16 protein-coding genes and 1 pseudogene are annotated in these 24,346 nt (G+C 60.6%); 5 read left to right on the top strand and 12 right to left on the bottom strand.

Annotated elements, in window-relative coordinates; translation table 11 throughout:
- Positions 1-82: 82 nt before the first annotated feature.
- The 3 genes and pseudogenes from dusA to ACVWW3_RS07145 form a co-directional block, all read right to left on the bottom strand.
- Positions 83-1,044 (bottom strand): annotated as a pseudogene (dusA, locus tag ACVWW3_RS07155) (tRNA dihydrouridine(20/20a) synthase DusA).
- Positions 1,045-1,645: 601 nt separating this feature from the next.
- Complete coding sequence (locus tag ACVWW3_RS07150) at positions 1,646-2,632, bottom strand: aldo/keto reductase (protein ID WP_456671919.1); 987 nt, start codon at positions 2,630-2,632, stop codon at positions 1,646-1,648.
- Between the two features lie 299 nt (positions 2,633-2,931).
- The gene (locus ACVWW3_RS07145) at positions 2,932-4,035 is read right to left on the bottom strand and encodes an alpha/beta hydrolase (RefSeq protein WP_456650484.1); all 1,104 of its coding nucleotides are present in this window, start codon (positions 4,033-4,035) and stop codon (positions 2,932-2,934) included.
- Between the two features lie 394 nt (positions 4,036-4,429).
- Between ACVWW3_RS07145 and ACVWW3_RS07140 the strand changes: the two genes are divergently transcribed.
- Positions 4,430-5,335, top strand: a complete 906-nt coding sequence (locus tag ACVWW3_RS07140) for a LysR family transcriptional regulator (RefSeq protein ID WP_456650485.1) — start codon at positions 4,430-4,432, stop codon at positions 5,333-5,335.
- Between the two features lie 476 nt (positions 5,336-5,811).
- On the opposite strand, the gene ACVWW3_RS07135 is transcribed toward ACVWW3_RS07140, so the two are convergent.
- Positions 5,812-6,771 carry a hypothetical protein gene (locus ACVWW3_RS07135; RefSeq protein ID WP_456650486.1) on the bottom strand — a complete coding sequence of 320 codons (960 nt, stop codon included), beginning with the start codon at positions 6,769-6,771 and terminating at the stop codon, positions 5,812-5,814.
- Between the two features lie 711 nt (positions 6,772-7,482).
- On the bottom strand, positions 7,483-7,887 hold the full coding sequence (locus ACVWW3_RS07130; protein WP_456671918.1) for a hypothetical protein: 405 nt from the start codon (positions 7,885-7,887) through the stop codon (positions 7,483-7,485).
- A gap of 874 nt (positions 7,888-8,761) precedes the next feature.
- Between ACVWW3_RS07130 and ACVWW3_RS07125 the strand changes: the two genes are divergently transcribed.
- Positions 8,762-10,627: a caspase family protein gene (locus ACVWW3_RS07125; protein ID WP_247340867.1), complete on the top strand. Its 1,866-nt coding sequence runs from the start codon at positions 8,762-8,764 to the stop codon at positions 10,625-10,627.
- 274 nt (positions 10,628-10,901) lie between these two features.
- Entirely contained in the window at positions 10,902-11,735 is an 834-nt protein-coding gene (locus ACVWW3_RS07120) for a hypothetical protein (RefSeq protein WP_456650488.1), read from the top strand.
- A 24-nt stretch (positions 11,736-11,759) separates the two neighbouring features.
- On the opposite strand, the gene ACVWW3_RS07115 is transcribed toward ACVWW3_RS07120, so the two are convergent.
- The 3 genes from ACVWW3_RS07115 to ACVWW3_RS07105 are packed head-to-tail and all read right to left on the bottom strand — an operon-like array spanning position 11,760 to position 15,985.
- Positions 11,760-12,407, bottom strand: a complete 648-nt coding sequence (locus ACVWW3_RS07115; protein ID WP_456650489.1) for a DUF4384 domain-containing protein — start codon at positions 12,405-12,407, stop codon at positions 11,760-11,762.
- Between the two features lie 17 nt (positions 12,408-12,424).
- Positions 12,425-14,203, bottom strand: a complete 1,779-nt coding sequence (locus ACVWW3_RS07110; protein ID WP_456650490.1) for a caspase family protein — start codon at positions 14,201-14,203, stop codon at positions 12,425-12,427.
- Positions 14,204-14,260: 57 nt separating this feature from the next.
- The gene (locus ACVWW3_RS07105; RefSeq protein WP_456650491.1) at positions 14,261-15,985 is read right to left on the bottom strand and encodes a hypothetical protein; all 1,725 of its coding nucleotides are present in this window, start codon (positions 15,983-15,985) and stop codon (positions 14,261-14,263) included.
- Here ACVWW3_RS07105 and ACVWW3_RS07100 point away from each other — a divergent pair.
- Positions 15,984-16,427 (top strand): hypothetical protein, encoded by a 444-nt coding sequence (locus ACVWW3_RS07100; protein WP_456650492.1) that lies wholly within the window; start codon positions 15,984-15,986, stop codon positions 16,425-16,427. The genes ACVWW3_RS07105 and ACVWW3_RS07100 overlap by 2 nt on opposite strands.
- A gap of 98 nt (positions 16,428-16,525) precedes the next feature.
- Positions 16,526-17,509, top strand: a complete 984-nt coding sequence (locus ACVWW3_RS07095) for a DUF4424 domain-containing protein (protein WP_456650493.1) — start codon at positions 16,526-16,528, stop codon at positions 17,507-17,509.
- 9 nt (positions 17,510-17,518) lie between these two features.
- Here ACVWW3_RS07095 and ACVWW3_RS07090 read toward each other — a convergent pair whose 3' ends face one another.
- Genes ACVWW3_RS07090 through tssM form a run of 4 tightly spaced genes read right to left on the bottom strand, consistent with a single transcriptional unit; the run spans position 17,519 to position 24,338 of the window.
- Positions 17,519-19,324: a protein kinase domain-containing protein gene (locus ACVWW3_RS07090; protein ID WP_456650494.1), complete on the bottom strand. Its 1,806-nt coding sequence runs from the start codon at positions 19,322-19,324 to the stop codon at positions 17,519-17,521.
- Positions 19,321-20,097 carry a PP2C family protein-serine/threonine phosphatase gene (locus ACVWW3_RS07085; RefSeq protein ID WP_247340877.1) on the bottom strand — a complete coding sequence of 259 codons (777 nt, stop codon included), beginning with the start codon at positions 20,095-20,097 and terminating at the stop codon, positions 19,321-19,323. The genes ACVWW3_RS07090 and ACVWW3_RS07085 overlap by 4 nt, the downstream gene beginning before the upstream one ends.
- Before the next feature lie 6 nt (positions 20,098-20,103).
- Complete coding sequence (gene tagF / locus ACVWW3_RS07080) at positions 20,104-20,805, bottom strand: type VI secretion system-associated protein TagF (protein WP_345947003.1); 702 nt, start codon at positions 20,803-20,805, stop codon at positions 20,104-20,106.
- Positions 20,802-24,338 carry a type VI secretion system membrane subunit TssM gene (gene tssM, locus ACVWW3_RS07075; protein WP_456671917.1) on the bottom strand — a complete coding sequence of 1,179 codons (3,537 nt, stop codon included), beginning with the start codon at positions 24,336-24,338 and terminating at the stop codon, positions 20,802-20,804. The genes tagF and tssM overlap by 4 nt, the downstream gene beginning before the upstream one ends.
- Positions 24,339-24,346 lie beyond the last annotated feature (8 nt).

The raw sequence follows: 24,346 nt of genomic DNA, 5'->3' as shown, positions 1-24,346 counted from the left end.
CGATCACGCGGGCTGCCATCGATCACGGACGCAACATCAGGCGGCGCGCCGCGGACTGCAATCCGGCTCTTCATGACTACGGCTAGGCTGCCGCCTCTGCCGGCGCGCGTGCACCGACACGCGCGATCGCATCGCGCAGCACCTCGAGGCCGGCGCCCGGCTTCACCCCCTGCTCGGAAAGGTGGCGGCGGAAGGCGCGCGCGCCGGGAACGGCGTGGAATGCGCCGACGAAATGCCGCGTAATGGCGTGCAGCCGCGTGCCGCGCGCGAGCTGCTGCTCGATGTAGGGCATCATCGCCTCGATCGCATCCTGCATCGAGGCATGCGGCGCCGCCTCGCCGAAAATGTCTTGATCGACCTCGACAGCAGCCGCCATGGCTCCTGATAGGCGGCGCGGCCGAGCATCACGCCGTCGACGTGTTCGAGATGTGCTCTCGCCTCGTCGATGCCGGGGATGCCGCCGTTGATGATGACGGGCACGTCAGGCATCGCGCGCTTGAGACGATAGACGCGATCATAGTCGAGCGGCGGGATGTCGCGATTCTCCTTCGGCGACAAACCGTTGAGCCATGCTTTCCGGGCATGCACGATCAGCGCATCGCAGCCGGACGCGACGACCGCGCGCGCAAGCTTGTCGAGCGCGATTTCCGGATCCTGGTCGTCGATGCCGATGCGGCACTTCATGGTGACCGGCACGGCAACCGCACGCTTCATCGCCTCGACGCACCCCGCCACGAGATCAGGCTCCGCCATGAGGCAAGCGCCGAAACGGCCGTCCTTCACGCGATCGGAGGGGCAACCGACATTGAGGTTGATCTCGTCATAGCCGAACTCCTCGCCGATCCGCGCGGCCAGCGCGAGCTCGCGCGGATCCGACCCGCCGAGCTGAAGCGCCACCGGGTGCTCGGCCGTGTCGAACCCAAGCAGCCGCTCCCGGTCCCCATGAACAATGGCGCCAGTGGTCAGCATCTCTGTATAAAGCAGCGCCCGCCTCGTCAGGTGACGGTGGAACACCCTGCAATGCCGGTCGGTCCAATCCATCATGGGCGCGACGGAAAATCGACGCGCTAACATGTTATTTCGCTTATCATCTTGTCCGGAACAGCTGATTTTCGGGGCCGACGGAAATTCAAAACTGACTATCGGGGCATTTTCCTTTCATTTCAAGCTCTTACTCGATCGCCAGTTTGTCCCTCGACGACGCCGCGCCTCCTCCACTACAGCATTGCAGTACCGAATGAGCTCATGCAGTACCGCGCTAGTTCCGACCCTCATTACCAATCCCGCTTGCCTCGAGCGCAAAGTAACGTGCCGCTCTGACCACGCCTAGCATAGAACAAGTGCCATCGTAGTTTTGGCGGTGATAGGGCAAGGAACCTCGGAGCGGCGATCCGAGGTTAGCGTTTGCGCATTCTCATTCCAGGAAGGGACGATGGTCGCTTTCTCCTGCATGAATCGTGTCGCTTCGTTGCGCAAAGGGTTATGCCCCATTCATCAAGGAGTGACCGAGCTTTGGTTTGGCGCTGCGATAGCGACAGAGTCAAGCAGAGCTGGCGTCAGTCGCTCCTCGAGTACGAAGCCGAAGCACTGTACACGGCGGCTTATGCCATCGAGGACTGCGCTTCGGTCATCAAGATCGAAGTCCTCAGTGATCGACCAGTTCCAACGCCGCTTTATGGAGGCGCTCACCCAGAATGGGAGTGCTTGAAACGGTCCCCTCGATTGCCGTGAAATCGGACGTGGTCAATTGGACATCGACGGCGCCGAGGTTCTCTTCGAGCCGGCGCAACTTCGTGGTGCCCGGAATCGGAACGATCCAAGGCTTCCGCGCCAGCAGCCAGGCGAGCGCAACTTGCGCCAGCGTTACCCCCCTCTGTTCCGCGACCTGTTTCAAGGCGCCGACCAGGACCAAGTTCGCTGCGCGCGCTTCCGGCGCAAAGCGTGGAACGTTGCTGCGGAAATCGGAAGGATCGAGCCTGGTGTCCGCAGTAATTGCACCCGCCAGAAACCCCGCGCCCAGAGGGCTCCAGGGAACGAAGCCGATTCCCAGCTCCTCGCAGGCCGCAAGAACATGGTTGTGTTCTACATTTCTCGTCCATAGCGAATATTCGCTCTGGACGGCGGTGATCGGCTGAACAGCGTGAGCGCGGCGAATGGTTCCCGCGCTCGCTTCGGAAAGGCCATAGTGCTTCACCTTGCCTTGCTCGATAAGCTGACCGAGAACCCCGGCCACGTCCTCGATCGGCACTGCGGGGTCGACACGGTGTTGATAGTACAGGTCAATGACATCCGTCTTGAGCCGCTTGAGCGACTGCTCGACTGCACCCAGGATGTGTTCAGGACGGCTGGTGAGGCCGTAGCGGGAGCCGTCAGGATTGATGCCGAAGCCGAACTTGGTTGCGATGACTACTTTGTCGCGGAAGGGGGCGAGGCCATCACCCACGAGTTCTTCGTTCGTGAATGGCCCGTAGACCTCGGCCGTGTCGAAGAAGGTGACGCCGTGGTCAACCGCCGCGTGAATCATCTTGATCGCTTCGGCTCGCTCGAGCGGTTTGCCATAGGTCGAATCAAGCCCCATGCAGCCATAACCGAGAGCTGACACCTCGAGGCTGCCCAGTTGACGTTTCTTCATTAGAATCTCCTTCGCGTTCATCGCTTCAGAACGGCGCTTAGCTCGCTGATTTCATGCCTCAGATATGGATCGACAAACGCACTTTGATTAGACATTCAATTCTGCATGCCGTGATGCATGATATTCACAAGTAGATTCGATTTTCGCAGTTGCGGTCGGAACGAGCTAACTGACGGCCGAGGACATTATCTGCGCGTGAAAGAAGTGGGGGAATCTCGCGGCTGAAAGGGACACCCCACGCGGGAAAGGGTTTTTATAACGCCCCTTCCCTGCCTCGATATCGCAACGAAGGACGCCTGTCAGGCAAAGGCCAGATGCTGGCCAAAGAACTCGGCCAGCTTCGAGACGGCCGGTCCAACGAACTGCGGTTTGTCGTAGAGATCGACATGTGTTGCACCGTCGACCACGAACAGTTGCTTCGGCTCCTTGGCCTTCTCGTAGACCCGATCGCTCCAGAACTTCGTCTCGGCCTTGGAACCTGCGATAACCAGCAAGGGCCGAGGTGAAATCGTCTCGATCATTTCAAACGGGTAGAACGCCATCTGCTGGGGCAGACTCGAGAACACATAGCGGTTCACCGAGTTGGGATGCTGCCCTCGTGCCGTGCGGTAATACTCATAGCCTTCCCTGTACATGACAGGAGTCGCCGCCGTGAAGTCAGCCGGCGAATTGGCTACGACAGGCACGAGGCGTACGGGCTCGCCGCGTGCCTCCCGGCTGCGCTGTTCGCCGGCGTCCTTGAGCCGTTTGATCCGCTCCCCATAAGATATCGAACCCGAAAGACCTTCCCGGCGGCCTTCTCCGATATCGAACGTGCTGACGGCGGCAACTGCCCTCACACGATGTTCGTGCTGGGCGTGGTTCAGCGCGTAGCTGCCACCGATGCAAATGCCCAGCGAGCCGATACGGGCCGGGCCGACCTGAGGGTGCTGAACGAGGAAATCGATGGCGCAACTGATGTCGTCCACGCGTTGCCCTGGCACTTCCATGAGGCGCGGTTCGCCGCCGCTTTCACCCTGGTATGACGCATCATAGGCCAGACCAATAAAGCCCGCCTCGGCGAGACGCTGGGCATAGAGGCCGGAGGACTGTTCTTTGACGGCGCCGAACGGATGGGTCACCACGATCGCTGCATACTTCCTGCTGCTGTCGAAGTTCGCAGGTTTGAACAGGTTGGCGACGATGTTCATCCCAATGTTCCTCGCGGGGTAAGTGACGCGTTCAATCGTCACGCCTTTCTCATTGGGATAGTTGACCACTGCCGGCTCCTTCACGGCGGTGGATTGAGCAGATGCCGAAGTGACGCCAACCAGTGCCGAGCTGGCCACGACAGCACCAGACAGAGCAAACGCAGAGGTTCCGAGGAACTGGCGTCTCTTCGCATCAAAGGTTCTATCAGCCATCACATATTTCCTTGTTTGAAGGTTTGAAGAGGATCGAACCGCGACGAGCCGCCAGCCTAACGCGTCCACGAAATGCACTTCCCTGCATCTGCGAATGTTCAAGGGCTTGCCACGCTCCAGCGACGTCTCAGTCCAAGCCTAGTGCAACTTCGACACAGCGATTAGCCTGCAAGATTGGCATGCAGTTTTGAATAAGATTCATGAGTGTGGGGCGGCCGCGACATAACGGGAGTTCTTGCGGTCGCTCGGGCGCGCAACTGCGCAAAGGCGGCTGCGAACCCGGGGGGATTCGATCTTTATGACGCCAGTTCTGTAACTTGTGGCCCATCTAGTGCAATTGGATCGATCGTACTAGATTGCATAATTAGCGGGCAATACTGAAACGGATTCAAGAATGGCGCGAGACAATATGAGCGACTTGACCACATTTCTCGCTGTCGCCCGGGAGCGCAGTTTCACGAAAGCGGCTGCCCAACTCCGCCTGTCGCCGTCGTCCCTTAGCCATACGATCCGCGGCATGGAAGAACGACTCGGTGTTCGGCTTTTAACGCGGACGACGAGGAGCGTCTCACTGACAGACGCCGGCGAGCGCCTGCTCCAGACAGTGGGCCCCCATTTCGAAGAAATCGATTCCGCGCTGTCGGCGTTGACCGAACTCAGGGATAAACCTGCTGGCAGCGTCCGCATCACGGCTGGTGAACACGCTGCCGTCGCGGTCATCTGGCCTACCGTCGAAACGCTCCTGCCGGATTATCCCGACATCAAGGTGGAGATCATCATCGATCACGGCTTCACGGACATCGTTGCTGAACGCTTCGACGCCGGCGTGAGGCTCGGCGAGGAGGTCGACAAGGACATGATCGCGGTGCCCATCGGTCCCGAGATGCGGATGGCTGTGATCGGCACACCATCCTATTTTGCCCGACATCCAAAACCGCTGACCCCGCAGGATCTGACCGCTCACCGCTGCATTAACATTCGCCTGCCAACATTCGGCGGCTTTCATGCCTGGGAATTCGAGAAAGACGGGCGCGAGCTGCGGGTCCGAGTGGACGGACCTCTTGCGTTCAACGGATCCCGATTGGCGTTGGCCGCTGCGCGCAGCGGCGCAGGACTGGCCTACCTCTTTGAAGACCATGTCCGGGAGGATATTGCCGACGGCCGCCTGATGCGCGTCCTGTCCGATTGGTGTCCGTCGTTTTCCGGTTATCATCTCTATTATCCAAGCCGCCGGCAACTCTCGCCAGCCTTCGCCGTTTTGGCGGACGCTTTGCGGCGTCGATCAACCATCGGAAGTTAAGATTCCTGATTGTGGCAATCGAAGAAAACGTCCAATTCTCGAGATGATCCTCCTGCACAGTTCGTTATTGTCACTCAGTTGCTCGGCAAATCGGCGCTTTGTCACTGGAGCAGTTCTTCTCTCCATTCACATGCAACGCGAGCGCCCCAAAGAAGACGCTAAGAACGTCCCACATTCAACCGAAATCAAGAATCAGCTTTGGCAAATGAAATCAATGTTGATCCAAGGCTTCGAGAGAGAAATCACATGCGCCGCAACATGAGCGTGGTCCGGGAAACTCCTCAATAGAGCGTGAGCAGCATGATGAAATTGGACCACATGGCCGGTCAACCCGCATCAAATCAAGCACGTTGGGCACGAGCACTCCATAACTGCGACCGGATTCTGCGCCCGCTCGGTCTGCAGACGTCATGCAACGCATCGAGCGAAAGCTCGCCTCGCCGATGGCGGCTAAAGGTTATGATGAGCCGGTTCACTCACGGCCCGCCAAACGGCTTCGGTCGCTCTAGCGGGACGAAAGCGCTCAAATGGGCTGGGTATGTCGACGCGCCGCCGCCTATGGTCGTGCCCGTGCTGATGCTCAAGTAGACGTCCTTCACTCCCCTGGGCGTTTCCAGCAGGATCCAGTTCTTGCTTACATCCCCTATGCCGATAGTCGTAAAGCGCATCGACTTGCCGAACTGCGAACAGGAGATTGGCTTTTCGGTCGTAAACGAATTCCAGGGGCCATGCAGGGTACCCGATCTGCCGCCGGTCTTCGGAAGAGTTAAGCCAAAGCCCAGGCCGACCGCCGCATAGACGTAGGTGCACTTCAAATTGTTTTCCGTGTCCCATATGGAGAACAACGCGCTGGCAAACGCAATCCCGGCTCCAGCCCTGCCCTTCACGATGCGCTTGATGGCCGCTCTCGCTGCAAACGAGATCGAACCGTCGACCTCAAGCAGCATGGCTATCTTGAAATTTCGACTGACCTTTGGTTTCGGCGGAACGGGTCGCGGCAAGTCTGGCTTTATGATCGGTTCGAAATAGACCTTAGGCAGTACCCAAAGGACCACGGATCTATCGTTGTCTTCGTCCAGCCTGTGATTTGCCGTCTGCGTATTGCCGATCGCGTGCGTCTGCATTTGCTCCGGGTGGATGCCCATCTCGGACAGAGACTTCGCGACCGTAATCACGCGGTTGGCTGATGTCGTCATATTCCAATCAGCCGTACCGATCCGGCTCGCGGATCCCGTCATCCAGATCTGACCAGCGTCGTGCTCCAGCAGGGGAACCACTTTGTTCTTCAGAAATTCGGAGTGCTCTGTCTTCAAGCCCCGAAACTGGTAGCCGGCAAAGTCATCGAAATCGAAATTCCAAAGCCGCGCGTGCAGAACCCCCACTCCCGAAAAATCCAGATCGACGTCAACCTGGCCCCGACCAGTTTTGTGGAACATGTCTTTTCAACCTGCAATCGACAAATAGGAACTCGTCGGTGATCGGCCGGACGGCGCAGGACCACCTTGTTTTTAGTGCTGGCAAGAAAAGAGAAGTTCATGAAATCGACAGCTGCAACGAAGGTTGTGATCTTGTTCCCATTTCGATCTGGCACCGAAGCAGTATGCGCTTGTGCAATACGCGACATCACTGTCGCGATCGGAGCAGCGACGATCTAAGGGAGTCGCGACAGGACGGGCCCGGAATTCGTACAGCACGACGACTTCGCGGAATCGCCCTAGACTTGGAGGCCCCTACCCAACCGCTGTTAAAACGGCAGCGCATCTGGAGAATACCTTTACCGGCTTGCTCTGCGTCTGCCTGATCGCCCATCAAAAATAGAGCGAAACGGTAAGCGTCGTCCAGCAACCGCAGCGCAATATCCCGGAAGCACTTGATATGGTCGTTGGTGATTTCATCGTTGGGGTCATTTGCGTATCAATTGCGCATGGCTTTTCGCAAAGCGGGCGAAATGGTTACGAGCGTGATCGCAATCATGGACTCTCGCGCTCAACGCCTGGATTGGAGCGACGAGGATCTCGCGAATAGGAACCTGGCGCCGTATCCTCGATCTGCTCCCTCTTTAAGGCTGTCGCCGCCATGGCCCGTTTCCCGCGGGCGCGCGATCTGCAGAACGACGGAGGTGACGACTTCTGCGGTCGGCCGCCGACTTATCCGCCAAATCGCTTGACCAGCTTTGAGCCCTTGGCTGCATCAATCTGCTGGCCCGTCAGGTCAGAGCCGACGCTCAATCCTATCGTCATGAGGTTCTTGACACGCTGCGCCGCCTGCTTCTCATTGGAATAGTCGATCTCGACGTGATCGAGGCTCATCAGATGGCCAAGCTCGTGAGCCCAGGCGCGTCCATTGGCGTGGTCATTGCCATACCACTGGACGAAGCTTGCCGGCTCCGGTTGGCTATTGGGGTATGAGCTTCCGCCGGCGGACAGATTTTCAATCGAATTAACGAGGTAGATGTGGATGGCATTGTCCGGATCGTGCCGAGAGGCAAGAACGCCCAGCAATCGCTGATCATTGCTGCGCGCGCTCTTTGCCATGTCGAGCGGCTTCTCCATCAAGCAATCGCTGATCACGAACGCGATCTTGGCCTTTGACCAGATCGTATTGACCACGTCGAGCGCCTTCTTGGCCGTCTCGCTGCTCCATTGCCCGGGCTCAACGATCCCCCTCTCGGCAAATGGCGTGATGTAAACCCTCAACGGAACTGGCATCAGCTTCTCCGAAGTTCGGAATTGCGATTGTATCCCCGTGCGCCGTCCTTCGAAATGGAGCGGCTTACATTCAGCGCCTTCTGATCAAGCCGGCTGGCGACTTGCGCTCCTACGACCTTCCGGTAGCGGCTACCGACGCGATCGACTGGTTGACCATGGCCAGCCTTCGCAATTCGGAGGACCTTCATTTCAACTCTACCGCAGGAACAATTTCCGGGCCGGGCGCTCCGGCGGGAACATGAAGGTGACGATCGCCTGGGGAGATGGAAAGCCGAACTAACCGGCTCCTGACCTCCGTGCAAGCTGTAACCGAGACGATCACGACCCGCAAGCCGGCCCCCAAGAGTTCACGTCCCCTCGATCTGCCGTCAGCGGAACTTTCGTTTGAACTAAGCCAGAGCCTTCTGCCGCGCTGTCGCGAGCACACCATAGGATGCAATAATCGTGTAATTTCAAAAACTTAATTCATTCGCGCGAGACATAGGCACTGGCGGGTACCCATCATCCACACGAAACCGCCCACAGCGCCGGGCCGCGATTATCTTCCGTGCCTTTTGAACGCGTCCGCATTTCAAGACAACACATAGGAATGGATCGGGCTCGAGATTGGTACTGTAGGCCGATAGGTAGCCGCCACTGGCGTACGAATTCAGTAATTATTTCTTACGCGGCCGTCCTCGCGACGTTACCATTTTATGGGCATAGTTGGGTGTTCGCCATGAGATTATACAGGCGCCTTCGAATTTTGCTTCTCCTTGCCGCTTCGCTGTTACTGGCAGCTCAACCAGCCTGGGCGACAAAGCGCGTGGCTTTGGTGGTTGGCAATGCCAACTATCAGAACGCCCCTCTGCTCCCAAACCCGGCCAACGACGCTGCGGCCATCACCGCAACCTTGAAGGAGGCAGGTTTCGATGTGGTTGACTCAAGGCTCAACCTCGCCGCGACTGATATGCGGCGGGCCCTGAGAGAATTCGCCGATCAGGCTCGCAATGCGGACATAGCCCTGGTGTACTATGCTGGCCACGGTATCGAGATCGACGGGACAAACTATCTGATCCCGACCGACGCCAGACTCGAACGTGACACTGATATCTATGACGAAGCATTCTCGCTCGACCGCGTCCTGCTGGCAATCGAGCCTGCGAAACAGTTGCGCGTGGTGATCGTCGACGCGTGCCGCAACAATCCGTTTGCCGATTCGATGAAGCGTACAGTTGCCTCTCGATCAATCAGCCGCGGGCTGGCCAGGGTCGAACCCGCCGTCTCCAACACGCTGATCGCGTTTGCCGCGAAAGCCGGACTAACCGCACTCGATGGCAACAGCAAGAATAGTCCGTATGCGACGGCTCTCGTAAAGTACATCGCAAAGCCGGGGCTCGACTTGCGCAGGGCCTTCGGCTTCGTCCGCGATGATGTCTTGCAAGCCACGGGCAACCGACAGGAGCCCTATGTCTACGGCTCGCTGGGCGGCGAAGACGTTGCACTTGTTCCCGCTGCCAAGGCTGATGAGCCGGTGCAAGCAGCCAATCCCCAGGCAGAAATTCGTCGTGATTACGAATTGGCCTTGCAGCTACGCAACAAGCCCGCTCTGAACGCGTTCCTGGACCAGCATCCGGACGGATACTACGCAAATCTGGCGAAGCTGCAGCTTAATCAGCTCGATGCTGAGGACGCACGCGTCGCGGCAACAGCGAAGGCGCAGCAGGCTGAACAGCAGAAAACTCGCCTGATGTCGCAGGGCGCCCAGCGTGCCGACCAGGAGAAGGCGGCCGCGGATCTGAAGGCTGCGGAAGAGGCCCGAATTGCCGCCGAGAAGGCGAAGCAGGCGGCGCAGGAGCAGGCCACCGAGGCGGAACGGAAACGGACTGCGTCCGAATCTACAATCGTCGCTGCTCTCTCCGGGAATAAGCCGGCTGTTGGGAGTGCCTTCGCGGATAATCCTACAGCCGCTGCACCCGCTGACGACAATACGCCGCCAAAGCTTGCCGCACTCAGCGCCGAGCCGCGCCAGACCGATATCGCAAAAGCCGATATCACCAAGTCCGTACAAAGCGAATTGAACCGCGTCGGCTGCTTCACCGGTACCATAGATGGCCAATGGAATGCGGCCTCACAGCGCTCGTTGGCTCTGTTCAACCGGCACGCGGGAACGAAATTTGATGCCAAGCTCGCAAGTCTCGACGCGCTTGACGCAATCAAACTCAAGCCAACCCGGGTCTGTCCCGTGATCTGCGATCATGGCTACAAGGCTAACGGCGACCAGTGCGTCAGGATCACGTGTGCCGAGGGCTCGTTCCTCAACGATGACAACGAATGCGAGAAGCGGCGCGGAAAGAAGCCAGTTGCCAAGCGCAACACGGACGAAGGTTCGTCACGTGCCGATCGTTCGGCGCGCCAAAGATCTGAGCCCATGGCAGACGTTCCGCGGCGACAAGCCACTGCGAAGGCAAGTGGCGGAGGCGGCAGCGGCCAGGTTGTTTGTGACCAATATTTGTGCCGTCAGGTCCGTCGCGGCTGCCACCTCGACTACCGTGGCGGGGGAGGCCCGGGTGGCAACACCGGGAATGTCGAGGTATGCAATTAGCAAGGCGCGAGTTCGCCACGCCAATAGGAAGCCGTATCGAGGATATGGCGAACAATTGAGTGCAACACCGGGTCGGCCCAAATCCACGTCCGATCTGGTCGACGCGGAGCGACCTTCGTGGTGGCGTGTGAGCTCGAACAGAAGGACGCCACCTCCTTTCCAGGGGTGACGCTCTTTACGAAGCGGCTAGCGCCCGGCATGAAGCCGACGGCGGTCTATCTTCCGCCAAAGGACGTAACCGCTGCCACCAAGCTCGATATCGTAATCTGGCTGCATGGCTTCTACGTCAAAGACCACGAATTCCTGTTTCACAACGATCCAGCGCGGCTCCGCGAAACAAGTTCGGGATTCCGGCAAGGACGTCGTGCTCGTAGCGCCTTTTCTGGGCTATGAATATGCCGTTGGCGATACCTTTGCTGGAAATTACAGCGTCAAGGATCTGGCAACGTCGAACTGGGGGGAACGCTACCTCGAGGAAATTCTTGGAGCTCTGGCCCGGTTCCTGGGAGGCTCTTCGACGTCCATTCCTCAACTCCAAATTGGCAAGCTCATCATCGCATGCCACTCCGGCGGTGGTAACGGCATGCGCAATCTGGTCGGAACGCTCGGAAAGTATCAGGCGAAGCTGACTGCTTGTTGGGGATTTGACTGTCTTTACGGCGCCAAGGCGCGGCCAGACGATGCGACCTTCTGGTATCAGTGGCTGGCTGGACAGAGCGGCCCGCTTGAGATCGTGTATGGTCCGTCAACGCTGCCGCAGTCCGTGAAGTTGGATCTGATAGGACGCGGGCTGGCGATCTCCGACGGCAATCAAGCGCATCCTCAGCGCCCGGCCCTCAAGAACCTCCGCGTGGCCGTAGGTCACTACGATCAGTTCCCGGCATTCGGTCAGATGGTCAGAGTCGCAGATCTGGACGAAGCTTTCGTGGATCGGTTCATGCTACCTCAGGTCGCCGACCAACCACGGTTGCATCAGAAGCCTCCGCCGGCGAGTGGTGAGTTCCTCCAACACGCGATTTCCAATGCTCGCAGCGCGTTTCCTTTCCCCAGCGACATTCATTACATGATCGCCCGCGGCGGCTTCTTCAGCCGGCTCAGCAAGCTTTGAGCTGGGCGACTCGTCCGGACGAGTTCACCTGATGGAATAGGATTTGACGTCGAACGACCAATTGTTCGGCAACAACTTTCCGCTGGCGTTGTCCAGCACGCGCAGCTCACTGGTCCAGGCCGATAGATAGCTCAACGCGTCGGCCTGACCTTCCAGCTTGCGGGGCATGTCAGGCAAATCGAGCAATTGCACGCGCTGCTCGCTCAGGATGGCGATCATCACTGCGGACCCCGTCGGCGGTGCGACGACATACTCAAAACCACGCTGCCGCGCCGCCGGAGCAGGGACGACAAATTCGACACCCGGCTTGACGAGATTAATATCGCGTTCGTTCGATTGCGCCAATAGCTCGGGGGTCGGAAAGATCTGGGACATCCGCCCTTCCGCGTCGACGTCGACCAAAATGAGATATCCAGGCTTCCTGGCGGTGACGCCGAACGAGACCTTGCCGCCGACGTTGACGGTCTGACTCGGCAGGATCTGAAGGGACACACTCGCGGTATTGCTCTGCCTGCGCACCGCTTGTACGGGCCAAAGCCAACGTGCGTACGTCGTGCCGACATGCAACGAGCCCGTCGGCAACGGTGCTGCGGACGCAACTCCGCTAGCCGCCAGTAGCAGCAGGAATGCGAGCCATGGTCGCTCCTGGCGGATCGGCTGCGATGACGGCATGGCCTGCCCCCTAAGAGTCAGGGAGCACTGAAGAAGCCGATCGAGGCGATTCGCGCGTCCGCGGGCAAGTAACGCTCGAGACTCTTGATCACCTGCCCCGAGGCGCGACGCCGGTTGAACTGCACTAGGGCTGTCTCAAGATCGACCATGCGTTGCTGCGAGGTCACCGCAACGATCTGTTCCGCACCGAACGGCTCGCCGACCCTGAGCGGTAGGCGCAAACTCGCCGATCGGGCCAACGCCGCATCAGCACCCACCGGATACAACAATTGGATGGTGCCATCGCCGGACACATTGAACAGCAGCACCGCCCTTGATGCCACATCAGACAGGTCAACTTCAATGGTCTGGCCAGCACGTTGTTGGCGATCGTCTGGCCAAATACGCATCACCTGCGGCGACCGGGTCGCAATGCGCTTGAGTTCACGAATTGCCGCAGTCCGATCAATCACCGTCGGCAGGCTGGCAACGTCCATCCCATAGGCGACCACATCACCCCAAGCGATCACGTCGTGCGACACTGGATCCCAGATCAGGTCGGGATTATCCGTCGGTTGAACAGCCTGCACGGGAACATCTTTTGGCTTCACGCTTACAAAATAACTCGTCTTGCCGTCGAGCGCCGCCAGCCGGATTGGTGCAGCGAGGCGGAGAGGCCCCGGCGCGTCGCCAGTCGGAAGTTCCTTGGTCGCCCCGGCAAGGGTCGGAACGGCTGGTGCCTTGGCCGTGACAACCGACGGTGCGGGCGCCTGTCCCTCGACGGGCACCCCGGCTCCGGCGTGACCCGAGGCCGCTCTCGCGGCCGGCCCCTGAATCAGTACGACACCGCGCGTCAATCCGAAGGCGACGTCGGTATCCGGCGTCTGAGCTGGCGATGATATGGTCACGATGTTCTGGCGCTGGTCCGAGAGCTGATAGACCACCTGCCGAACATTGCTGAAAAGCTCCTTAAGCGTCACCTTCCCATCGTGGTTGATGTCCGCGCTGCCTTCCACCGCGCGCGCGACCGCATAGCTCAGAGCCCCGCGTAGGCCATCGATGCCAGGGATGCGGACTTCCGGCGCCTTGGTGTAGCGGTCCACCGCAGCCAGGAACGCCGTGTGGTCAAGGTCAAGTTCAGACTTCGGATCGTTGCTGTCCGACACCGGCTTCAGTTCATCGACCAGCAACGTGTAGCGCGGGACCTGCCGGAAGCTCATCTCAGCGGCACGCGGATCGATATCGCGCACCATACCGCCGCCGTGACAGGTATCAGCCACGAAGATCACCCTCGCTCCGCGCAGCTCGAACTGCCGGATGAAATGGTTGAACTCGCTGCCCAGAACACGCTCAACGGACCCGGTTGGCGTGATTTCAAAGCCTGGCAGCAGGAACACGTTCTCCATCCCGTCCGGCTCCGCGCCCTTGAGGCGCTCCGGCTCCTGGGTGCCATGACCGGCGATCGACAGAAAGATGAGGTCGTTGTTCTTGGTCCGCTCCACCAGTGCACTGATCTCGCGCAGGACGCCTGCCCTGTCGGCCTGGGCGTTAGTCAGTTCGATGACGTCGTCAACCCCCATGGATTTCAGGCTGGTCACGATGTCCGTGGCGTCAGCGACCGCACCCTTCAATTTGCGCACGTGCTGGTAGTCGTCGATCCCGATCACGAGCGCGCGCACTGCCGCCCCGTCTGGATTGCTGATCGACAAATCTCCTGCCGCATGCGCTTGCGGGATTGCCAGTCCGATCAACGCACCGAGCCCGACGGTGGCGCATAGCCGCCCGATCCCGCAATCAAGTCCTCTGGGCATCCGCATCGTGATCCACCTCGACATCATGCCTACCCATTTTGTAGCTCTGGCGACACGCTGGGTTCAGCGCCTTTTGCTTGCCGTTTTGCGGCCCGCCGGCGGTTGTTCGGTCTCCTGATAGGCGCCCGCTGAAACCGTCGTCTGATCATCCGCGAACGCCCGAAAGCGGACCGGAACATAGCCGCGCGCTAGCAGGCTCGCCAACGGATAGACGTTGCGACAGACGCGGCCGTTGCAGCCACCGGTCGAGGACTCCATCACCTCAGCCTTGCGATCGGGCGTGAACCGCAGGAACAACATCACATGCGAGCCCGGCTTGTTCAGCGCATCACCGGGCCTCAGGTCCCAAGGATTTGCCACGGGCGCTGCGATCGCGGGGATGGCGGCAGTCGTGTAGTGGACGGAGAGCCCCCACGCGGCGCTGACGAATGCCGAACAGTCGACGCCAGCCACATCCGGCCGTGGCGCATTGCGAGTGCACACATTGCCAGCCAGCGTTCCGCTCTCGATCCGCTGCCGGAAGTTCGCGAGCGAACCGTGGCAGCCCCAGCAATAGGGTACGCCGCGCACCTCCTGGTTCACTTTTCCCTGCAGATACCACGGCCGACGAACACGGCTGAAGCCGCTGCATTGGCTGTCGGGATCGTTGCCGTAGTTCGCCTGCGTCAATTTCCACTGGATGCCCTCGAACGCAAACGCGGTCTCGATCGCCTGCTGGCGATTGGACGGCCTCACGGCGGCCGAAGCGTCAAATTTGACGTCGGATTGTGGTGCCGGCGCTGTTGTCGTTCGCGACGGCCGCACGTCGATAATCGAGGCATTGGTCAGAGGTCGGAACCCGACGCCCACCACTTCGATACCGTCCGGCTTGGTTCGCAGGAAATAGACGTCGCCATCACCCGAAACCGTGACGAACCGTCTGGTCAGCGGCGTATTTTCCAGAGGAAGCTCATAGATTCCCTCGAGACGCCCATTCGCGGCATAGCGTGCGACGAACGTGGAGGCGTTCTTTCCCGATGGCGGAACGTCCTCGGCCAGCACGTAGAAGCGGTCGCTGTTATCGATCTCGAGAAACTCCACCGTGCCGAGTTGGTTGCGCACGCGCAGGCCGAGCTGGCCGATGGTCTCGTTGGTGATCATGGTCTGGATCTCGACCCGTACGCCGGCATTACCCTTGTCAGGAATGATATCGGCGATCACCGAGCCCTTGCTTCGGGAAGCCACATATTGCCGGTCGGGTTGCCGAGTCATCTTGATGATGGCCGCGCGGGTGTTCTGACCGAGCAGGTCTGCCGCGCTGCCGGGCGCCTGCGATCCCATCTGGGCGAAAGCGGAGGCGGCGACCTGGTCGTCCGCGCCGCGGCTCGAGACCTCCTCAAGCTGGATCACGTCACCACCGAGTCCGCGGGTGGATTGCCCCGGCGCTGCCTTCAGCGTCCGTACGCCGCCGTCCCAAACCATTATGTCGTCATCGTGGACGACGAGATCAGTCGGCTGGACGTCTTTAGGCATCTTGAGGACGTCAGGATAGGAATTTGGCTGTTTCGGGTCAAACTGGAGGATGCGACCGTTGATCTGATCGAGCACAAAAAGGGTGCCCTGCCCGTTGGCGCTGAGCGCTTGCGGTCCCGCGAGTTCCACGTCCTCGCTGGCCGGGACGATGCCGACCATGGAAGCAGCCGAACCGCCAGCAAAGCTGCGTACGACAGTATCGTCGGCGTGCGCCTTGGTTCCGAAAAGGCCAGCGCCAACGATGAAGATCCAGACCCAATGATTTGGACGAAGCATGTTCGCCTCAATGTACCCCGAACCGATCGCCGCGTCGGATCGACTAATCCGAGATGCCGTTGATGCGGCGCGTCAATTAGTGGTGAGCAATCTCAATCACGTTCAATCCTATCACTGGACGGTGATCGTTCGAAATTCCTTCAGCTTGCGGTGGAAAACCATGACCCGGAATAGATTTGAGCAAGTGAACGAAATCCAGCCCGACGCGATCACGCTACTCCTGAAACGCGACAATGACGGCGCCTCCGGATCGATCGTGCTGCCTGCCGCCGCGAGCCAGGGACGGCTGACCGCCGATCAGGTCAGCGCGCAATTGCCGGCTCAGGATGCTTTTCGCGGCGCGATCCGGCTGGCAAACGACGTCAAGCTCGCGCTCGTGGTGTGCGATCCAGACGGGGTCTGGAAGCCTGAATGGGGTGATCTTTATCAGCCGATCGATTGACCCGCATCGGATGGAGCCAGCATATGCTGCGACGCCGCATAGAGACCAGATTGCCGAACGGACCCTCCACCCGACTGTCGTTCCGGATACGGGCCCTGATGGTCGCGCTGCTGGTTGCGACAGGCTCGCCGGCACGCGCCAACGACTCGGCTGCGGAATTATCGATCGGTGGGCTCCAGTTGGTACGCACCAATGACGTGGCCATGGAGAGCGAGAACCTTCGTATCGCGCTCGACAGGATCAGCGTTCGCTACCAATTCGCCAACGTCACCGCCAAGCCAGTCACGCTTACTGTTGCCTTTCCGCTGCCCGACATCGACCTGTCGGAGGCTGAGAACGTTGCACTGCCGTCAAATGATCCGATCAACTTCGTCGACTTCGAGACCAAGGTCGACGGCAACCCGGCGCCGCTGACCGTCGATCAGCGCGCCATGGTCGGCAACAGGGATGTCAGTGCCCTGCTCCGCGAACTCAAGTTGCCGCTGCTGCCGATTGGTGGCCGCGAGATCCGGTTGACCGATCTACCCGCGGCGACCCGGACCCGGCTCGTGGACGACGGACTTCTGGTGCCTGCCGGAATGAGCGACAACGGTCGCCAGCAATATGCGCCGGGTTGGGTTATCAAAACCTCGGCTGTGCGCCAGCAGGTGTTTCCGCCCATACGCGCCGTCACGGTCGAACACCAGTACCGGCCGAGCGTCGGCTCCAGTCCTGACACCATTCTGCGCTCGAGCCTGCGCCGCAGCAGCGCACTCGGTCAGGAAGTCGCGCGTTACCGGAAAGAATACTGCGTCCAGGATACGTTCCTCGCCGAGCTCGATAAGCGTGCGGGCGGTAACCAGACCAACAGCGCGAATCTGCAGGAGCGGCGCATATCGTACGTGCTCAAGACCGGCGCGAATTGGGCTGGGCCGATCCGGTCATTCAAACTGATTATCGACCCAGGCGGCAGCGACCGTTTGGTGAGCTTCTGTCCTGGGCGGCTAAAGGCCTCGTCGGCTACTGGAAACACGCTTGAATATACGGCAAGCGACTTCAAGCCGGATGCCGACCTGAAAATCCTGGTGATCGGAACATTCTGAGGGTGCCGGTCAATTGGTGAGCAGCACGTAGCGCGCGGCCGCGATGACAGTCACCTTGTTGCGCTGAGCCTCACTTAGCGCCTGCAGGAAGAACGTGTCGGCCGCCATCGGTCGCGGCTGGCGCAATGAGTCCAGAACCTGCGGGACCGCTACGACCAACAGCAATTGCGGACCGCTCGCGCGCGCTGTCGGGAGCGTAAACGAAAGTGAGTCGATGCCCGGCTTCAGAAGATAAGACAGGCTCTGGACTTCGCCGCGATCCGACACCATGAGCAGCTCCACCACGCGGTTGGCAAAGTTCTCAATGGTCCCATTGAGGATTTCACCGCCCTTCAGCTCTGTCGCTGACAAGGTGATGCGTGGCATTCGCGCCTGATCGCTCCCGACCTGATTCAAGAACTTGACGGCTGGGCATTGCGCTTGGGTCACTTGCCTGACGCCGACCGAAGCCTCGAAACCCTGATCACGCCGAAACGCTTTGTCGAAGGTATCGAATGGGGCGGTCGAGGCACCGAACCCTTCGATGACAGCGGCATTTGGGCTCACGGCAATCGGCAAGACGAAGAAGCAGTCACCGCCGGAATATTGGGCCACGTATTTGCGGATGCGCTCAGCGCGCCCCGCCCCATCGAGTGCCGCAGACTGCGTCGCCGTCGGCTGCGCGGACAACTTCTCCGGCTCTTGGCGTCCGGGCTGTGGTCCAGCGGGCTCGATCTTCGGCGGCGCCATTGTTCCGGCGAGTTTCGGAGGTGGCGGCAAGACCGCGCGGCCTGGCGCTGACCAGACCAGCTTGTAGAAGGCATATCCACCGCCGACCAGCAGCAACAGAGCCGCGACGCCCGCCCCCAGCCGTAGGCTGCGCGGACTCCGCGCGGTCGACGGCATACGGTCCTGCGGCGGCGGCGCCGCGCTTTCCGGCCGCCGCAGCGGATCGAAGCCATATAACGGCGCGGCCGGCGTCTGGGCCGAACCGGTTGGCGTCCAGCTGGCGACCTCCCCCATAGTCGGGCGCAATGCCGGATCAGGCTGCAGCATCCGCTCCAGCAAAGGCCGGATGCGCATATCCACAGCACCGAGATCGGGCACACGCCGGCGCTTCTCCACCAGTTGAAACTGGCTGCCGCCCATGTCGAGTTTCTGTCCGGTCAGCGCATGGAACAGCACAAGACCGAGGCTGTAGACATCGGATTTCGCAGTCACGTCATTGCCGTACAACCCTACTTGCTCCGGCGATGCGTAGTTGTCCTTGCCAGCGAAGCCCGAGCCGATGATGGTCTTGTCACCCATCTGGGTCGACCGGGCGATGCCGAAGTCGATGATCTTGGCCCGCCTGACGTCGTCGAGCGGAACGATGATGTTGTCCGGAGACACGTCGCGATGGATGATGCCGTGCTCATGGGCGGCCTCCAGTCCCGATGCGACACGCTGCATCAGCCTGATCAGCGCCTCGAAGGTCAACGGCCCATCATCGAGCATGTTCGAGAGCGAGCGGCCATTCACGAACTCCATCGCGAGATAAGGTCGCTGCAGCACCGGCTCCACGGTAAACAGGAAGTAGCGAACGATCGCGTCATGCGGAAGATTGTGGAGTGCCGCGGCCTCTCGACGGAACAGCGCGAGCGCGGCCTCGTTATCAACCACGTCGGGCAGTAGCATTTTCACCGCAACGGGCGATCCAGTCTGAATCTCACGGCATTTGTAGACCTCACCCATGCCGCCCGCGCCGATCACCGCTTCGATCTCGTAAATGCCGTTGAGACGGGTGCCGGGCGGCACGCCGTGATAGGACGATCGGAACGGATCGTTAGGAGTCATGGTTGCGGCTCCCGATTGAGCGGAGATCTTGTCGTCTCCTGAGATCGTGGCGTCAGCAGTCGCACGATCACAATCGTCAAATTGTCAAGCCCGCCACGAACAAGAGCCAGCGCGAGCATGTCATCGCAAGCCGCCTGGGCGCGTCGCGTAGCCGCGTGCTGCAGGATCTCGTCGTCCTGCACGTGCCTGGTCAGGCCATCGCTGCAGATCACGAAAATATCCTCCGGCTCGGCCGGGCCTGTCACCACCTCAAATTCCGGATCATCGGCGACACCGACGGCACGCGTAATGGCATTGCTCGGCCAATCATTCACGTCTTCGCGCGACAGCGCACCTTCTGCGATCAGCTCCTCCAGTTCGCTGTGATCATGCGACACCTGGCGAATTGCGCCGCGACTGATAAGGTAGACCCGGCTGTCACCCGCCCATATGCAGGCATAGTAACTATCGCGAACGAGCAGAACCGCCGCTGTGGTCCCGACGGTGGCACCCTGTCGTTCATGACTAAGCGCCAGTATCTGCTGGTTTGCGCTGAAAAGCCGCTCCTCGCATTCCGCCAGCAGGTCTGCGGCTGATTCTGGCGTGCCGATCGCGTCAAGCGACTGCACTACGATGCGACTGGCGAGATCACCGGCCTCGTGCCCCCCCATACCGTCGGCGACCGCCCACAGGCCAACGTCGGTTCGTACCAAACATGAATCCTCGTTCCGCTCCCGCACCCGTCCGGCATGGGTGACGCTACCAACATCGAACAAGGACGGAATATGCACCATCGCGCGTCATCCATTCCCCGATGCCGCGAGGCCGAGATCACCGGTCAGCAGCGTGACGTAGTGAAACGGATCTGGCAATCCGCGACAACTCAGCGCCATTGGCGGGAAGCCTTCCCCTCCGGCGGTCCACCAGAAGCTAGCGGCGGCGTAGACCTGTGGGTTGGCAGCGCAAAGTGCTGCAAACGACCCCGCGAAGGCTTCGACCGCCGAAGCCCTCCCCATTGCCGCAGTACCAAGCGACGTGACCGGCGGATCGCCGGCGATGGTCTCCTGCAGTCGTGGCACCGCAAGCCGATCCAATGCATCGGAGATCTGCTCGAAGGTTGCGGCCCGATCCAGGGTCGAAAGCAGGAACGCCTCCACTTGCCCGAACCATTCGTCCTGCGGATCAATGCTCGGCGGCGGCAGCGAGACGGCCTCGCCGGTCACCGCATGCAGGGTCAAGGGATAGTATCGCCCCACCCCATCGAGCGAGGGCATGATCGCACCCGCCACTGTCGTGCCGCAGATCGCGGCGCCGAGCCAAAACCGCCAGACCGGCGCGGTCAGAAAGGCCTGCTGCCATCCTGGGCCAAGCTGGTGGCGACTTGCTGACAGCGCAGCCTGTACCCATGGCTCCCAGGCTTCCAGGAAGCTGCGCGGGGTGGCGATCGCGATGAAATCGCGCTTCGCACCGATTTTGCCGAATATCCCGCAACGCATGGTCATATCCCGGTCGGGCAACGAAACTCGCGCACCACTGACAGGTTCAGCGGGTTGCGCAACGATCCAGTCGAAATTTGATAGTTGAGCTCGCGCCCGGCGACGATGAAACTCGCGCTGGCCGTTTCCGCTTTCACCACTAACGAACCCGCCTCCAGCATCCGAAACAACGACCAGGGACCAATGCGCTCAAGCACGGATGGCGGGCCGGTGTCGTTACTGACTGAAATTGCCGTTCGCGGCGCTGGGCCCGGCCACAGGACGGTAGTCGGCGAGTTGCTCTGCGGCTGTGGCGGTGGCGTAGGTTGCGGGCCGCCGAACAAGGACGAAGGGACCGATCCGGGAATGGTTGGGCTCGCAATCGTGGTGCCGCCGATCTCGGTCTTAACTGTCACGCCTGGCCCCGGTGCCCCAGGGGGTCGGATCGCGAATGAAACGGCGGGCACACCGCCGCCCGTCTGGAAGAACGCATCCCGGATATAAGCCGCATTCTGGAATTGTTTGAGCGTGTCGGGCGAGAACGACCGACCAACGGGGCTCTCCTTTCGCCAAGCCCAGTCCGACCGCGACGTGTCGGCATAAGGTGCCAGGTACTGGGTGAAGAACCTGTCCATAACGCCATTCGGACTAAACAATTTGGCAAAATCCGCGAGCGGAACTTCCTGGCCGCTGCCGCGGATAAACGGGTAGCGATTAGTCACGGTCTGTTGGCAGACCGGCGTGACCTGATCGCGCAACGTTTGCAGGATTTGCCCGGCGGTCGAAGCCGCGATGCTGCCTTCGAACTCCGCGGCTGCTGCTCGCAGCATGTCGGAGAATGGCGGCGGCATGCGCGAGGCATTGTTGCGGAGCGCTGCGACCTGGGTCTGAAGCGCGGCTGTGGCCTGTGCGGTCAGTTGGGGATTCTCGACGATTAGCGTCAGGTTCTGCGCGATGTCGTTCAGGTTCGCGACGGTCGAGTCGATCGGCCGGCGGGTGCTCTCGCCTTCGAGCGCCGCGTGGTAAGGTTTGAACTGCGCCTCGATTATCGCGCCAGGCGGTCCATCCTGGGCATTCGTGAAGAGTGCTGGCGCCGGTGCGGCAGCTGGGGCCGAAGCGCTCGCCGGCTTCGCCCGTTCCTTGGTCAGCACCGTCTCGTCGCGCACCGATTCCAGAATTTGCCGCATCGGCGAGGTCGGCGCCGAAAGCGCCCGCAGCACCTCATATTTCGGCTTGTCGGCGAGCAGCTTCTTCAGGCGCAGGCTCCCGAGCGCCGTTCGCCAGGTCGTCACGAAATCGTTGGAATAGATGCTGAGCAGATCGCCGGCCAGATTGTCGTACTGCTGGTCGATGGCCGACTGCTGGCCGGCATCTCCCAAAACCCATCGCTCCCGCTTCATCCGCTCTGACAATCCGGACAGCCGGGCAACGAACTTCTGATGGAAGCCGTTATACGTGAAAAATTCAGGTACCCGCACGGCGTCCAAAGGCTGCCCCGTCGTGGTTTCGAACACGACACCCATGTCGGGGCCGCCATGGCGGCTGGCGATCCAGTCGCCGGCGATCGATGCGCGAGCCTCTGATTTCAGAAACTCGTAGGCTCGTTGCGACACGCTCAGGCGCGCCAAGGAGCTTTGGGCCTGCTTGATCAACCGGCCGTCGAGTTCGACCAGCGGCTGCTGTTCGGTCTCGAGGTCGAACATTGCCACGAGGTTCTCGTCGAGCAGACGCCGCCCTTCCGCGTTGGTGACGCCAGGATAGAGGTTATCCGCCCAGTCACGTTGCATCCAGGAGCGGATCAGCTCGCGATCCGGCGACTGCAGGCCGCCGATCATCAGATAGACCTTGAGCGCCTCATAGACGAAGGCAGGCTCGTTTATGCGCGCATTGAGCTGCTCCTCCAGGCGATACAGCAGGCGCGGTCGGAACATGCGTTCAAGCGCGGTATGATAGGCCGCTTTCGAGGGCGACAGCAGCCGGGCGCGCTGACTGAGCCCGTAGCGAGCCGACAGAGGCACCGATTCGCCGCGCGATCCGTAGCCTGCGGGGGCGTTGCGGAGGCGGTAGAGTAGCGGCAGCACCTTGTCGAGATCGTGATCGGCAATCAACGTCTGCTTGATAAGTGGCGCGCCGGCGACTGCATACTCGCTATCCGCCTGCAGGCTTTGCTCGATCAAATCGGAATTCCGCTTGTAGCTCATCAGCCAAGCTGCGATCAGTCCGATCGAGACCAGACCGATCAATGACAGGGCCGCGGCCTTCAGGATCAGCGCGCGGCGCACCGCGGCACGGTCGGTCGAGACCCAGTCGGCCTCGCCGATGATGACCTTGGAAATCAGATCGGCGAGGAAGAAGCTCTTGCCCGTGCCCGAATAGGATCCGGAACTGACCTCCTGAGCGCCGAACGTGCGTGCCAGCGACCCGATCAATTGATCGATCGGCGTGCCCTGCTGCGTACCCGAGGTAAAGTAGAAGCCGCGCAGGTTCGCGTTCACGTGATAGCGCGTCGGCTCGAAGATCAAGTTGAGGAAATCGTGGATCTGGAGCTTGAGCCGCGCCATCTGTGCCGGAAAGCCGAACAATTGCACGCGGTGCTGGGGCGTCGGCTCGTCCTGCAGACGGTCGAGCGTCTCCTCGCTCAGGCGCTCCAGCAAACGATCGAACTCGACCGGGATCTGCCCCACGAGATTCTGGGTTTTGTCGGCGGTCTGGAACGTGGCACCCCAGACCTGGCGGCGGCCGGCCTCCCCGAGATAGGCGAAATACTCGGTGAAGCCGGCAACGAGATCCGCTTTGGTAAATAGCGCGTAGACCGGGAAGCTGACCTTGAGCCTCTGATGCAGCTCGAGCAGGCGCATCCTGATGGCATCGGCATGAAGTGCGAGCTCCTGCTTCGGCAGCGTCAGGATGTCTTCGATACTGATGGCGACAAGGACGCCGTTGATCGGTTGGCGCGACCGGCTTTTCTTTAGGATGTCCAGGAACGCCAGCCAGCTGTCCTTGTCGGCCTTGCTGTTGGAGTCCTGGGTGGTGTAGCGGCCGGCGGTATCGATCAGCACCGCCTCCTCTGTAAACCACCAATCGCAGTAGCGGGTACCGCCGACCCCTGCGATCGCCGCGGGCGTCGCCCCCCGTGCGAGCGGAAATTTGAGCCCGGAATTGACCAGCGCCGTGGTCTTGCCGGCGCCGGGCGGACCGATGATGACATACCAGGGGAGATCGTAGAGATAGCCCGACTTGTTGCCGCTGGCGGTCTTCAGCGTCGCGAGCGCATCCTTCATGCGCTCCTTGAGCACCGGTTCATCGCTGACGGGCTGGTCTGCACCGGCGATGCCATCGGCAATCTCCTTGGCACCCTTGCGCCGCTTGAACAGATTGAGGCCAACGATGCCTGCCACGGCCGTGGTGAGCAGCAGAATAGCGATCTGCCGGACGATATGGTTCTCCAGCGGCCGCCAATCGCCGAACGCGATGAAGGGACCGGCGAAATAGATCACCGCTCCGAGCGAGCTGAGCCCGACTCCGTAGAGAACGATGCGGAGAATGTCCTTGGCAAGCATCTAACCGT

It is taken from the genome of Bradyrhizobium sp. LM2.9 (assembly GCF_054056555.1).
The sequence above is the reverse complement of the archived record's forward strand: the minus strand, read 5'-3'. Positions and strand labels throughout refer to the sequence as shown.

Coding starts and splice junctions, on each gene's coding strand:
- ACVWW3_RS07150 (WP_456671919.1), bottom strand. CDS start 2,632: ATGAAGAAACGTCAACTGGGCAGCCTCGAGGTGTCAGCTCTCGGTTAT.
- ACVWW3_RS07145 (WP_456650484.1), bottom strand. CDS start 4,035: ATGGCTGATAGAACCTTTGATGCGAAGAGACGCCAGTTCCTCGGAACC.
- ACVWW3_RS07140 (WP_456650485.1), top strand. CDS start 4,430: ATGGCGCGAGACAATATGAGCGACTTGACCACATTTCTCGCTGTCGCC.
- ACVWW3_RS07135 (WP_456650486.1), bottom strand. CDS start 6,771: ATGTTCCACAAAACTGGTCGGGGCCAGGTTGACGTCGATCTGGATTTT.
- ACVWW3_RS07130 (WP_456671918.1), bottom strand. CDS start 7,887: ATGGAGAAGCCGCTCGACATGGCAAAGAGCGCGCGCAGCAATGATCAG.
- ACVWW3_RS07125 (WP_247340867.1), top strand. CDS start 8,762: ATGAGATTATACAGGCGCCTTCGAATTTTGCTTCTCCTTGCCGCTTCG.
- ACVWW3_RS07120 (WP_456650488.1), top strand. CDS start 10,902: ATGGCTTCTACGTCAAAGACCACGAATTCCTGTTTCACAACGATCCAG.
- ACVWW3_RS07115 (WP_456650489.1), bottom strand. CDS start 12,407: ATGCCGTCATCGCAGCCGATCCGCCAGGAGCGACCATGGCTCGCATTC.
- ACVWW3_RS07110 (WP_456650490.1), bottom strand. CDS start 14,203: ATGCGGATGCCCAGAGGACTTGATTGCGGGATCGGGCGGCTATGCGCC.
- ACVWW3_RS07100 (WP_456650492.1), top strand. CDS start 15,984: ATGTTCGCCTCAATGTACCCCGAACCGATCGCCGCGTCGGATCGACTA.
- ACVWW3_RS07105 (WP_456650491.1), bottom strand. CDS start 15,985: ATGCTTCGTCCAAATCATTGGGTCTGGATCTTCATCGTTGGCGCTGGC.
- ACVWW3_RS07095 (WP_456650493.1), top strand. CDS start 16,526: ATGGTCGCGCTGCTGGTTGCGACAGGCTCGCCGGCACGCGCCAACGAC.
- ACVWW3_RS07090 (WP_456650494.1), bottom strand. CDS start 19,324: ATGACTCCTAACGATCCGTTCCGATCGTCCTATCACGGCGTGCCGCCC.
- ACVWW3_RS07085 (WP_247340877.1), bottom strand. CDS start 20,097: ATGGTGCATATTCCGTCCTTGTTCGATGTTGGTAGCGTCACCCATGCC.
- tagF (WP_345947003.1), bottom strand. CDS start 20,805: ATGACCATGCGTTGCGGGATATTCGGCAAAATCGGTGCGAAGCGCGAT.
- tssM (WP_456671917.1), bottom strand. CDS start 24,338: ATGCTTGCCAAGGACATTCTCCGCATCGTTCTCTACGGAGTCGGGCTC.